This is a genomic window from Methanogenium organophilum (assembly GCF_026684035.1).
Taxonomy (GTDB): Archaea; Halobacteriota; Methanomicrobia; order Methanomicrobiales; family Methanomicrobiaceae; genus Methanogenium; species Methanogenium organophilum.
Genome location: NZ_CP113361.1, coordinates 994065 through 1006453 on the forward strand (window position 1 = coordinate 994065; position 12389 = coordinate 1006453).

The 12389-nt window shown below is 55.7% G+C and carries 11 protein-coding genes; 6 read left to right on the forward strand and 5 right to left on the reverse strand.

What is annotated here, in order from left to right:
• Positions 1-70: 70 nt before the first annotated feature.
• Positions 71-892 (forward strand): RAD55 family ATPase, encoded by an 822-nt coding sequence (locus OU421_RS05115; protein WP_268187531.1) that lies wholly within the window; start codon positions 71-73, stop codon positions 890-892.
• 3 nt (positions 893-895) lie between these two features.
• Positions 896-1588: a KaiC domain-containing protein gene (locus OU421_RS05120; protein WP_268187532.1), complete on the forward strand. Its 693-nt coding sequence runs from the start codon at positions 896-898 to the stop codon at positions 1586-1588.
• A gap of 92 nt (positions 1589-1680) precedes the next feature.
• Here OU421_RS05120 and OU421_RS05125 read toward each other — a convergent pair whose 3' ends face one another.
• From OU421_RS05125 to lonB, 4 genes are all read right to left on the reverse strand, one after another.
• A complete protein-coding gene (locus OU421_RS05125; protein ID WP_268187533.1) occupies positions 1681-1935 on the reverse strand; it encodes a pro-sigmaK processing inhibitor BofA family protein in 255 nt (84 codons plus the stop codon).
• A gap of 2 nt (positions 1936-1937) precedes the next feature.
• Positions 1938-3239: a TldD/PmbA family protein gene (locus tag OU421_RS05130; protein WP_268187534.1), complete on the reverse strand. Its 1302-nt coding sequence runs from the start codon at positions 3237-3239 to the stop codon at positions 1938-1940.
• On the reverse strand, positions 3232-4566 hold the full coding sequence (locus OU421_RS05135) for a TldD/PmbA family protein (RefSeq protein ID WP_268187535.1): 1335 nt from the start codon (positions 4564-4566) through the stop codon (positions 3232-3234). Before OU421_RS05135 ends, OU421_RS05130 begins: the two co-directional genes overlap by 8 nt.
• A gap of 127 nt (positions 4567-4693) precedes the next feature.
• Positions 4694-6721 carry an ATP-dependent protease LonB gene (gene lonB / locus OU421_RS05140; RefSeq protein ID WP_268187536.1) on the reverse strand — a complete coding sequence of 676 codons (2028 nt, stop codon included), beginning with the start codon at positions 6719-6721 and terminating at the stop codon, positions 4694-4696.
• Positions 6722-6806: 85 nt separating this feature from the next.
• Between lonB and OU421_RS05145 the strand changes: the two genes are divergently transcribed.
• Genes OU421_RS05145 through OU421_RS05155 form a run of 3 tightly spaced genes read left to right on the forward strand, consistent with a single transcriptional unit; the run spans position 6807 to position 8785 of the window.
• A complete protein-coding gene (locus OU421_RS05145) occupies positions 6807-7652 on the forward strand; it encodes a ribose-phosphate diphosphokinase (RefSeq protein WP_268187537.1) in 846 nt (281 codons plus the stop codon).
• The gene (locus OU421_RS05150) at positions 7652-8137 is read left to right on the forward strand and encodes an NOB1 family endonuclease (RefSeq protein WP_268187538.1); all 486 of its coding nucleotides are present in this window, start codon (positions 7652-7654) and stop codon (positions 8135-8137) included. Before OU421_RS05145 ends, OU421_RS05150 begins: the two co-directional genes overlap by 1 nt.
• Positions 8138-8164: 27 nt before the next feature.
• Positions 8165-8785 (forward strand): orotate phosphoribosyltransferase-like protein, encoded by a 621-nt coding sequence (locus OU421_RS05155; RefSeq protein ID WP_268187539.1) that lies wholly within the window; start codon positions 8165-8167, stop codon positions 8783-8785.
• Positions 8786-8853: 68 nt separating this feature from the next.
• Here the strand turns inward: OU421_RS05155 and OU421_RS05160 are convergent, their stop codons facing one another.
• On the reverse strand, positions 8854-10068 hold the full coding sequence (locus OU421_RS05160; RefSeq protein ID WP_268187540.1) for a hypothetical protein: 1215 nt from the start codon (positions 10066-10068) through the stop codon (positions 8854-8856).
• A gap of 464 nt (positions 10069-10532) precedes the next feature.
• Here OU421_RS05160 and thsA point away from each other — a divergent pair, with 464 nt between their 5' ends.
• Positions 10533-12125 (forward strand): thermosome subunit alpha, encoded by a 1593-nt coding sequence (thsA, locus tag OU421_RS05165; RefSeq protein ID WP_268187541.1) that lies wholly within the window; start codon positions 10533-10535, stop codon positions 12123-12125.
• Positions 12126-12389: the final 264 nt, after the last annotated feature.

Consider the following 12389-nt stretch of genomic DNA (forward strand, 5'->3'; position numbering starts at 1 on the left):
ACAATCGGGCTCAGATTTAGAATAATATTAAAACATCTCACGAGAGAGCAGATGTATGCAGGATTCTCGCATGAAACACATGCCAACAGGGATACCTTCCTTTGATCCTGTCCTCAACGGCGGAGTTCCGCTGGGGTCAGTGATCCTTCTTGCAGGCGGACCCGGTGGCGGAAATGTGGAGTTTGCATACAGCTCGGTCCTCTCCCACGCCCGGAGACAGAAAGCAGAGCAGGAGACACATTCCGAACGAATCTGCAATCCTAAGGAGATCGTCTACTTCACCTTCACCAAGCTTGCTCCCTCCATCCAGCGGGAAATTGAGCTCTCATTCAGGGCAGAAGAAGAGATCTTTGACGGAACAGTACGGTTCATCGACCTCTCCAAGATCTACTTTGACGCTTCTGTTGTGCCACGGGACTGGTACTCCAAGACCGATCTTGTGGAGACACTCCGCAGCCGCCGTCACGAACCGGAAAGTCTCATCGCTGAAATCACAGAACAGCTCGGAACAATTGAAAAGGGCAGCCTCATCGTATTTGATTCCCTCACCGATATTGCCACCCAGGCCGTGACAGATACCGAATGGCACCAGTTCATCAGTTTCCTGCGGGGGCTGCAGCGGGTATCAAAACACTGGAAGACAACTTATTATCTCATCATGTCAGACTCCATTCTGGAACCACGGAGAATGGCGGAGATCAAAGACTGCTGTGACGCATCAATACGCTTTGAATGGGAAGAGACCGGTGGCAGACGGCGGCAGCGGGTAATGTTTATTGAGAAGTTCCGCATTGTAATGCCTGCACTTGAAGAGCAGGATCTGGTAAAATTTGCGGTCAAAATAACCACAGACGGCGGATTTGAAGTGAGCAATATCAGGATGGTGGTATAGGAAATGGAACGTATCCAGTTTGGCATCAGCGGCCTGGACGAAATGTTTGGCGGAGGGCTGATAAAAAATAGTATCTGTTCGCTGATAGGAACATACGGCACCGGAAAGACGACGTTTGCGCTCCAGTTCATCTATGAAGGACTGCGCAATGGAGAGAAGGTCATCTACTTCAGCCTGGAAGAGCGGGAAGACCGGATCTACGACCTGATGGAAGACCGGAAGTTCCGGGTTGGGAAGTTCCGCGATGAATCCCTCTTTGTGATTAAACTCGATCCCACCGACTTTAATCTCTCCATTAATTCCATTAAAAAAGACCTGCCGGATCTGATCACACAGATTGGTGCGAGCCGTGTGGTAATCGACCCCATCTCCCTCTTCGAAGGACTCTTTGACGACCCGTCCGAGCGGCGGCGCGAGATGTTTTACTTCACCGAGCTTCTCCGCGATCTGGACGCAACCTTCCTGCTGACAAGCGAGACCAGCACCACCGATCTCTATTCCAGTAAATATGGTCTCATCGAATACCTCTCCGACACCGTCGTCGTTCTGCGGTATATCCGGCCCAAAGACCTTACCGAGGTGCACACGTCAATCGAGGTGGTCAAGATGCGCCGGAGCAACCACTCCCGCGAGATAAAACCGTATGAAATTCTCCAGAACCGGGTCAACGTCTACAACGAAGCGAGTGTGTTCTGAAGAATCACACTCCGGGAAAAAAACAGAAAACCAGGAAATTCCCGGACCTGCACCGGGACAGGCCCACATTCCCACACCATCTCTTTTCTTTTCTATACCGTAATGCCCACAACATTGAGCAGCAGCAGGACGACAAATCCCGGAATCCCGCCCAGTGCACAGATCAGGACAGACGCAAGGGAGATAGGGATATCGCCCATCCCGAAGATATTGAAGAAATTGAAGATCAGGAGGAGCACGATACCCACGACGGAGTTGATGATCAGTTTGGTCACATTTTTGAGGAAATACCAGAGGGCCACGGCTATCACAATCGCGATACCCAGTGTGAGGATGGTTTCGATCATTACTATTTACCAATGATATGAAGGTTCTTGAACCTTACCTCAGGCAGAGTCATTCTGCCAATTTCCCGTCTCTCTTCTCCTGCACCGGCGATATCCTCGAGCATCGAAAACAGGTTGCCCGAGAGCATCGCAGACCGGATGGGAGCGCCATAAACGCCCTCTTCCACCCATGCGGCGTTCGAGAGTTCGACCGAGAAGTCCCCGGTGATCGTGTTTGCCGTATGGGCGCCGATGAGACCGTGGGCACAGACTGCCTTCTCATGGCGGACATTCTCCCGGCGGGCATCAAGTTTCAGGCAGTGGACACCGATCTCCGGGGCACCGCCGGCACCGCTCCTGACGGCACTGCCGGTAGAAGTCTCCCCGTAGCGGTATGCCGTCCGGAGGTCATAGGCAAAAGACTGCACGGTCCCGCGACAGATGAAGTCAAGCCTGCGGGTGGCAACCCCGTCTGCATCGAAGCGGGTCGCCCCCATACCATCATACGGGTCGTCGTACAGGACAAACGAGGGGTCCATGCAGGGGACACCCTTCTTGTCCGCCAGAAACGACCGGCCGGCATGCACATTTCTGCCGGAAAGTGCAGGCAGGAGAATAGCACCGACAAGGGATGAAAGCGCCGTCGGTGTGAGGACAACATCTGCCGTGCAGGATTCAATATCGCCTGCACCGGCCCAGTAGTCGGCGAGGAACATCGCTTCTTCTGCCACCCAGTCGGTTTTGAGATCTTTGAGATGAGCTGTCCGGTCGAACTCATACCCGGTCGAGGTCCCGTTAATTGCCTCCAGTGAGACGGATGCGGATGTCGCCTCGCGGGTGTAGAAGACCCCGTTGGTATTCGCAATCAGAGACGACCCCTTCCCAAGGGAGACACCGCCGCCTGCAGTCTCCGCCTCTCCGCCTTCTGCGGCAGCCAGGAGAGTAGTAATGATATCGGTTGCGGTGTCCGCATCTGTCACAAGGGACGGATCATACACATCGATATCACGCGGGAACGAGACGGGATCCGGCAGCCCGCCCCAGTCCTGGGGGTCTGCGAGACGCCCGGAGGCAAGGGCCGCCCGGAGGCAGTCCTCCCAGCGAGTGGGAGATGTCGTCATCGAGGCGCCGATATGCCCGTCTTTGATCGTACGGATGGCAAGCCCCCAGCTGACGGCCTTCTCGGCCTCCCCCACCTCACTGCGCCGGAGTTCAAGAGAGACATGATCAGAGAGACTGAGGAATACCTCGGCCTCGTCCGCCTCACGTGCCGCCGCTTTGAGAATTTTCTCCACGAGATCGGTATAGTCTGTTGCATTACGCATTGCGACCACCTACCACAGCACTCTTCAGCAACAGATGGGGCGACCCGTCGGTGACCGGTACACTCTGCCCGCCCTTCCCGCAGTATCCCGGCGTCATCTTCCGGTCTGTCCCGCAGAGGGCGATGTTGTGCATCGTAGTGAGAATGTCGCCCGAAAGCGACACGTCCCGCACCATACCCCGCTGTTCACCGTCCTCGATGACATAGCCATATTCCGCATTGAACTGGAAGACGCCCCGGCCGGGATCCACCTGTCCCCCACGGGAACCCTTCAGAAGAATGCCCGTTTTGCAACCCTCCAGAAGTTCGTCCATCGTCGCGTCTCCGTTCTCAATGAAGGTGTTTGACATCCGCACGATGGGGGAGGAGCTCCCCTCTGCACGGGCGTGGCCCGCAACACCGTCGCCCACCGCGGCAAGCGTCTCACGGCTGTGCAGGTAGTTCGTGAGGATACCGTTCCGGATGATCTCGGTGCGTTGTACGGCACTGCCCTCGGCGTCCACCGGCATAAACCCGAATTCCGGCAGCGTGGGGTCATCGACGACGGTTACCACCGGACTTGCGATCTGCTGGCCCGTCATGCCTTTGAGGACCGAGACCCCTTCCTTGACAAGGTCCCCCTCACTTGCATGCCCGATGGCCTCATGGGCAAAGACACCGGCGAGTTCCGGGTCGAGGATGGCATTCATCATGCCGCCGCGGGCCGGTTCGGCATCGAGGAGCAGGAGGGCACGAACAGCTGCCTCCCTGCCCTTCTCCTCCCTGTGCCGCATGTTGAGCCCGGTGATCGCATGCTCGCTCTCCCGTGCCATCTGCATCTCACCACCCCTGCCTGCGACCGCAAGGATGGAGTAGCCCGACCGGACCATCTCATACCCGAATTCATTCCCGGATGAGTCCATGAACCGCACCGTTCCCTCGGACTCGATATAGCGGGCACGGGTATTGACGATACCCGGAATACGGGCGGCAGACTCTATGGATGCGAGCAGTTCGGTCTTCTCTTCGAGAGATACCTCACGCGGATCTTCCTTCACCCCGGGAACCGGCAACAGACCGGTCTGCACCTGGGCGAGCTCCACCCGTTCGCCGGTCGCACGGGAGAGGGAAAGGGCATCTGCCACCGCCTGTTTCATCCCGCTCTCCCCGGCATCGGAGAAGTTGTCGATCACGACCATTCCCCACCCGGCACTGCCCAGTGCACGGACAATCGCGGAATCGGCAAATGACTGACCGGCCGCCTCGATCGTTCCGTTTTCAATATCTATATGGGTGGACGTCCCCACCAGGTGGCGGACATCATAATATCGTGGTTCTTCTGTTGCCATTGAACTAAACCTGCTGGAGCATGTACGCACCTGCCTTTAAAAAAAGATTTGGGAACCATTCGTGAACAGATCCCGAAAAACGGGGGATAACAAAAAGGATAAAACGGGGGGGGGACAGCCGGATGCCTCAGGCACCGACCGGTTTTGCGTCCGGCTTCTCTGAGAAGATACTCAGACGGCGGGCAGAGATCTCTTTGATCTTTGCCATGAAGTCCTCTTTGCGCTCGAACATAAGCGCATGTTCGAGGACCTCCTCGATGGTCGTGACCGGCACGATCTCGACCATCTTCTTGTATTCCTCCTCAATGACCACGTCAGCGAGGTTTGACTGGGGGATGATGACCTTGCGGATACCGGCCTTTGCCGCCGCCTCAATCTTGTAGGTCACCCCGCCTATGGGCAGCACCTGTCCGCGGACAGAGAGTGAACCGGTCATCGCAACGTCCTGGCGGACCGGGATGTTTTCGATGGCGCTGATGACACCGGTTGCAACAGTGACTGAGGCCGAGTCGCCCTCCACCCCGCTGTATGTCCCCAGGAACTGGATATGGACATCCATATTCTTGATGTCCTTGCCGGTGAACTTCTTGATGATCGCACTGACGTTCTTGATGGACTCCTGCGCAATCTCCTTTAAGAGACCGGTCGCGATCACCTGACCGGTGGCGCCCTGCGTCGGGGTCACTTCAGCGACGATGGGGAGCACCGACCCGGAGTCCGTGCCCATCACCGCAAGACCGTTCACCCGGCCCACAAGGGCACCTTCGACCACCGTGAGGTCATACTCACGGGACCGGCGGATGTACTCGTCTGATATCTGGTCTTCGATAGACCGGGCCATGCTCTTTGCGTCAAGCACATGCCTGGCGGTGGCGATCTCCGCCCCTTCCTGCCGGGCAAGGTCACCTGCGACACGGATGAGACCGCCCATGTCACGCAGTTTGAGAGTGAGATGACCTTTCCGGTTGGACCTGCGGCGTGCCTCAAGCATGAGTTCGTCGATTGCTTCCTGGTCAAAGTGCGGGATTTTGCCGTCGTTTTTGACTTCCTGTGCGATGAACCGGATGAACTTGTCGCGGTTCTCCGGGGTGTCGGGCATCGTCTCCTGCATATAGACCTCATATCCGTAGCCGCGGATACGGGACCGGAGTGCCGGATGCATGCCCTGCACGCCGTCCAGGTTGCCTGCCGCCACCATCACAAACCGGCACGGAACCGGTTCTGTGCGGACCATTGCTCCGCTCGAACGCTCGCTCTGGCCGGTGATGGAGTACTCCCCCTCCTGCAGCGCGGTCAGAAGACTCTGCTGTGAATGGGGGGTGAGGGTGTTGATCTCATCGATGAAGAGCACACCCTTGTGTGCCTTGTGGATGGCACCGGCCTCGACACGGTCGTGGGACGGCGTCTCCAGTCCGCCGGACTGGAACGGGTCATGGCGGACGTCACCCAGGAGGGCGCCGGCGTGGGAACCGGTGCCGTCGATGAAGGGTGCGGTGGAGTCAGGCTTGGTGGAGACGAGGAGTTTCGGGACCATCGCTTCTTCCTTGGGCCGTGAGTACTGCAACGCCATGAAGATGAAGGCCGCTGCAATGATACCGAAGAGCAGCTGACCGGAGATGAGGGCATACCCCATGATACCGAATATCAGGAGTAAGATCAGCGTACTTCTCGTCTGGGTGCGTTTGCGGGCCTCCTGCTTGTGGGCGCCCACGATCTCCTTTCCTCTGCCGGAGGGGACGGTTCTCACCACCGGCTCATTCGGGTCCTCTGTATTTGGATAAATCAGAATATCCTGCATCTCCTCTTTGGGGAGCAGTTCAGCCATTGCCTTTGCAAGCATCGACTTGCCGGTGCCCGGCGTCCCAATCATCAGGACATGGCGGCGCTGGATGGCAGCCTTGCGCATCACCTCAACCGCGTGTTCCTGGCCGATCACCTGGTCAATCAGGCTCTCGGGGACCGGAATCTCACCGGAATGTGCCACTTCCGAGAGAGGGACAGGAGCCGTTTCCGGAGCCGCAGATGTCTCTGCCGCTGCGTTGCCTGCCTCTTCTGCCCCGGTATCAGGCGCCCCGGAAGTGACCGTTGGGGCGCTGTCTTCTACAGTACCGGAGTCCTCTGGTATCGTATCTTTCGAAATCTCTGAATCAGTCATATTGTTTCCGGACCTCACTTTAGACCGGTAGTGCTTTAGTAATCTATTCTGATACTTTAAGTACTTTCTAATACGGGTAATCCAGATGAAGGTCGCATGTACAGAAAAATCCCAGATTCTGGGCTCAAAGGTTGCAAAAGCACTTGATTTGCCACTTGTTTATACACAGTTCAAAGCATTCCCGGACGGAGAATTATACCTGAAGACAGGTGCTCCGGACGAGGAAACCCTGCTGGTATCAAGCACTGTTGACAACCAGTCATTAATTCAGCTGTTGCTGATGATAGATGCCTGTGAAGGAAGCGAGATCACCCTAGTTCTGCCGTATATGGGTTATGCAAGACAGGATAAGCGGTTTAATGACGGCGAACCGGTGAGCAGCCGGGCGGTCGCCCGGGCACTCTCCGCGGGCGTATCACGGGTCATTACCGTGAATATCCACGAAGATTCGGTTCTCTCCCACTTCCGCGCACCGGCAGAGGATATTACACTCGCACCGGAGATGGCACGGTGGATAGAGGGACTCGGATGTGATGACCCCCTCATCCTCGCACCGGATAAAGGGGCGGCCGCGTTTGCTGCAGAGATTGCAAAGAACGGCGGATGGGAGACCGACCACCTCTCCAAGACCCGCCTGTCGGGAGAAGAGGTCAGAATTGCCCCGTCATCCGTTGACGCAGAGGGCCGTGACATTGTCATCACCGATGACATCATCTCAACCGGAGGCACCCTTGCCACCGCAGCGGGGATGCTGAAGGACGGCGGCGCCCGGTCGGTTCATGCCGCCTGTGTCCACGGGGTCTTCGCCTCCGGCGGGTTTGCCCGCCTCAGGGCGGCAGGGCTCGCATCGGTCGCATCCTCCGACACCATTGAATCGGCGGCATCCACGTTCTCCGCCGCCGGGATGATCGCAGACGCCATACGAAAATAATGGAAGAACATACCAAAAAACGGGTGGTGCTCGACGCATCCGTCTTTTTTACCGACCTGCCGGTGGAAGGGGAGTGCTACACCACCCCCGCTGTTTTAAGCGAAATCAAGACCCAGGCGGCCAAAATGCGCCTCGCACTTCTCGAAGAGCAGGGTCTCCGCATTCATGCACCCGGACCGGCCGCCACAGCTGAGGTCGCAGTGGCCGCCCGGAAAAGCGGGGACGCAACTGTCCTCTCGGAAACCGACACCGGCATCCTTGCCCTTGCGAGGGAACTGGACGCAGCAGTCATGACCGATGACTTTGCGGTGCAGAACACGGCACAGCGCCTGGGAGTCCCCGTGATCCCCATCCTGCAGCGGCGGGCCAAAAAACGGACATGGAAGTACCGCTGCACCGGATGCGGCCGCTACTGGTCCGCCCCAGGCGTTTGCCAGGTCTGCGGTGCGGAGATCAGGCGGGCAGGCTCCGGAAAAAAGTATTAGCCTTTTCTCACCGAACATATACTCATTATGTCTTCCCTCGATGAACTGATCGGAAAGGCAAAACTGCTGCACGCCGAAGGGCACAGCCCAAGCCAGATCGCCGATGAACTCTCTTTGTCCATGGAAACCGTGACCTGGCTTCTTACCCAGCAGAAGGACACCGAGGCACCGAAGGACATCCATATCAACTGGACGGTCATCGGAGGGAATGCTGACATGCTGCGTGACGCGGCCCTGCTCCTCCTCAAACGGTACTACTACGGTGAGGCAGAGGCACGGGACTGCACCCCTACCGACATCCCGGCACCGGATCTGGTCGTGGGAGTAGCCCACTCGGGCATCCCCCTCGCAACGATCATCGCGGCTGAAGAAGGAGCACAGTTCACCATGTACCACCCAAAGAAGCATGCACAGGGCGACAATCCTGTGGGCTCCATGTCCGGCAACTTCGCACCGGTGCAGGGCAGGCACTGCCTGGTAATAGATGACGTGATCACCTCCGGCAATACGATGACAGACGTCATCAATCATCTCAGAAACCACGGGGCCGTGCCGGAAGCAGTATGTGTCCTGTTCAATAAAAGAAATATCCAGGAGATAGACGGCGTCCCGGTATACAGTCTGTTTCAGGTCTCACGGATTGACTGAAAAACGCTGCCACAGGAAAAAACCGGCTCCATTCACCTCTTTTTTAGTTCACGCCCGCAGGGGTTGATTCACATCAGGGGGGCGATACCCGGAGAAAACCCCTTTGCACCATCCCGTTCGGACCGTTCCCCGTTCCTGCAGACAGACATCCATCCATCGTTCACCAGACCCGGGCCGACAGTACGCCGGAGGATCTCTGCAGCAAAGGGTTTTTCGTCGATAAACCGGTCTGTGGCATTATGAATGAGAGCATGCTGGTACTTCTGTGACTCCGCACAATATGCAAAAGCGCGGTGCAGCCGGTTCATCGTATCAAACTCAGCCCGGCCCTCGATTGCATCTCCAATGGTCAGATTCCGGCAGAGAGGACAGTCACAGAAACGGGAGAGGTGCTGCTTTGCCCCATAGCGCCCCTCCAGTGCGTCAAACGTGAACATACTGTAGTCAGACGGAGCAAAGTAACGGTTCTTCCGCACAAAATCAACCTTCTCCTGCCCATCCATCCGGGAGATGAGGTCCGTGAAATACCCCCTGACATGTTCGCTCAGACCAACGGTACTGACGGTATCCACCCCAAACCAGTTGATCAGCATCCCCAGGGTTCCCTGGTTCTGCACCTCACGATACTGAAGAGGTGCAGAGAACGCATGCACCCAGACATCCTGGTTCTTTAGTGTCTTCTGAACCCGATAGAGAAGCGGTTTTTCGAACCGGCGGCAATCAATACCAATACCCCCCAGATTGGGGAGATAGCGCTCGAGCATTGCAAGATCTGTTGTTGTATGGGCAATTCCCATCAGCGGCGTCTCATACCCTGTGTCCTGCTGCCACTCCAGAGCATAGTGCACCCCCCGTTCATACGTCTGCGTATCACAGAAGGAATGAGGGATCTCGATAATGTCCGCACCCGCCCGGTACTGCAGAGAGAGCAGATCAATAATCATTTCCTTCTCCAGGGCCGCCACATCAGAAAAAAAGTTGAAATGCAGCAGACGGACAGAGGGCGGCAGCCCCAGAATCCGTTCGCATACAGCATCCGCCGCCGCCTCTTTCTCTTCCGGATGCCGGCGGGCACGCTCAATCATCGACCGCTGCACCCATACATCCGATTCACCAATACACTGTTTACTGCACCGGGCACCACCCGGCACACCCCCCATCTCCCGGCATACCGCGTCCGACAACGCATACGCCGGCGTCACAATATGATCCTCCCCAAGGTCCAGTACCCCCTGACGACCATTGGGATCATTCACTTCAACAACAAATGGCATATATATCAAACAATATGTTTGAGCATCAACCCCAATACATATATACTTAATTGCGAGAAATATCCACATTTTGCCAAAAAATACCAAAAGATTAAATAACATAAAAAATACCCACATTCAAAGACAGAACGCCGATATACAGAAAAATACTACCATAACTCACCCGGAACACATCCGGTGACCACTGAGAAGATTCTGCCTCCCGGAGATTTTACACCGCCCCGTGTGCACCCACGACAATCACCCGGAAGGGGTATCCACAACAATAACCGGGGGTGCAAAACCGCCACACAGGGATTCACCGGCTACCAAAATTCGAATCCGAACCACAAACGAACAAAACCTGCGCATAGTATAAATGGCATAATTATCACATCATCACCGCACCGGAATCCGGAATACCCACATACAAACACAATACTTATATAGAAGTTTAAATCCAATTTTATGACGCTTTAAGGAGTATCTGCATTATGTTAGCGGGACAACCAGTAGTTATATTACGGGACAATGTAGACCGCATTGGCGGGAACGAAGCCCAGAGATCCAATATTATGGCGGCGAAGGCAATCGCCGAAGCCGTGCGCACCACCCTCGGCCCCCGGGGAATGGACAAGATGATGGTCTCACAGTCCGGTGGAGATGTGGTCATTACCAATGACGGTGCCACCATTCTTCACGAGATGGCAGTCGAACACCCAGCCGCAAAACTCGTAATCGAGGTGGCTGAGACACAGGACAATGAAGTCGGTGACGGTACCACCACCGCATCCATCTTCATCGGCAACCTGATGGAACAGGCAGAGACCCTCCTCACCCGGAAGATCCACCCGACGGTCATCGCAAACGGATACCGTCTCGGGATGCAGAAGGCAATGGAGATAATCGACGAGCAGGTCATTACCGCAAACGGAGACGACCGCGAGACACTCATCAAGGTCGCAGGCACGGCAGTCACCGGCAAGTCCATCGAAGGTGTCAAGGACAAGATCACAAACATCGTGGTCGATGCAGTCCTTGCAGTCGCACAGAAGGATGAAGACGGAAAGTTCACCGTCGATGAGGACGACGTCCAGATCAAGACCATGGTCGGCGACCACATGGAAGACGCGGAGATGCTTGAGGGATTCCTCCTCGATAAGACCCGTGTCCAGCACTCCATGCCAAAGCATCTCGAGGGTGCAAAGATTGCCATGCTCTCCCAGCCGCTCGAGGTGACAAAGACCCAGGTGAAGTCCAAGATTAAGATCACCACAGCTGAACAGATGGAAGCCTTCAGCGAACAGGAGACCGAAACCCTCCGCGGCCTTGCAGCAGAGATTGTTGCCTCCGGCGCAAACACCGTCTTCTGTGGAAAGGGCATTGCAGACGCAGTCCAGTACTACCTTGCAAAAGAGAATGTCATCGCGATCCAGGACATCCCTGATTCCGATATGAAGAAGCTTGCACGCGCTGTTGGTGCGACCATTGTGAACAAGCCCGAAGACCTCTCAGAAGATGTACTCGGTGAGGCAGGACTCATCGAGGAGATGAAGGACATCACCATTACGAAGATCACAAACTGCAAGAACCCGCAGATTGTGAGCATCCTCTTAAAGGGCACCTCACAGGTCTTCATCGATGAACTCGAGCGTGCAGTCTATGACGCCGCCCGTGTTGTGATGGACGCCATGGAGGACGGAGAATTCCTCGTCGGCGGTGCTGCAATCGATACCGAACTGATGATAAAGATCGGCGAATTCGCCGCCACCCAGGAAGGCAGAACACAGCTCGCAATCGAGGCATTCGCCCGGATGTTTGAGATCATCCCGTTCACCCTCGCGGAGAACTCCGGCTATGATCCGATTGACAAACTCGTCGCCCTGAAGACTGCACATGCAAACGGCAACAACCATGCAGGACTCAATGTCTTCACCGGCGAAGTCGTGGACATGTATGCAGAGGGCGTCATCGAGCCGGCCCGTGTCAAGCGTCAGGCAATCATGTCTGCATCCGAGACTGCGGCACTCATCATCCGTGTCGACGACATGATGATCTCCAAGAACGCATCCCAAATGGGAATGTAAACACCAATACCTTTTTTTCCATTTTTCCATCGTAATGACGATCAGGATCAGGTAGTCACAGCAGGGCATCCGTTCTGCAATGTCAGCAATATATATTCTATATATTTTTCCGCGCACCAGATTGCAGAATTTATATATCAGAAAAGACAATCTGCAATCCGGAGATGAAACCCACACGCCCAATTCCGCCAGATATAGGACCTAATCTGGATAGAATCGGCATTTTAGCAGATATTTCCCCCCTTTGACATAATGGTAATGATA

Bases quoted from the DNA above. Each gene is read 5' to 3' on its own strand.
- lonB (WP_268187536.1), bottom strand. From the start codon at position 6,721: ATGACTGATTCAGAGATTTCGAAAGATACGATACCAGAGGACTCCGGT.
- OU421_RS05115 (WP_268187531.1), top strand. From the start codon at position 71: ATGAAACACATGCCAACAGGGATACCTTCCTTTGATCCTGTCCTCAAC.
- OU421_RS05130 (WP_268187534.1), bottom strand. From the start codon at position 3,239: ATGCGTAATGCAACAGACTATACCGATCTCGTGGAGAAAATTCTCAAA.
- OU421_RS05155 (WP_268187539.1), top strand. From the start codon at position 8,165: ATGTCTTCCCTCGATGAACTGATCGGAAAGGCAAAACTGCTGCACGCC.
- thsA (WP_268187541.1), top strand. From the start codon at position 10,533: ATGTTAGCGGGACAACCAGTAGTTATATTACGGGACAATGTAGACCGC.
- OU421_RS05120 (WP_268187532.1), top strand. From the start codon at position 896: ATGGAACGTATCCAGTTTGGCATCAGCGGCCTGGACGAAATGTTTGGC.
- OU421_RS05145 (WP_268187537.1), top strand. From the start codon at position 6,807: ATGAAGGTCGCATGTACAGAAAAATCCCAGATTCTGGGCTCAAAGGTT.
- OU421_RS05125 (WP_268187533.1), bottom strand. From the start codon at position 1,935: ATGATCGAAACCATCCTCACACTGGGTATCGCGATTGTGATAGCCGTG.
- OU421_RS05150 (WP_268187538.1), top strand. From the start codon at position 7,652: ATGGAAGAACATACCAAAAAACGGGTGGTGCTCGACGCATCCGTCTTT.
- OU421_RS05135 (WP_268187535.1), bottom strand. From the start codon at position 4,566: ATGGCAACAGAAGAACCACGATATTATGATGTCCGCCACCTGGTGGGG.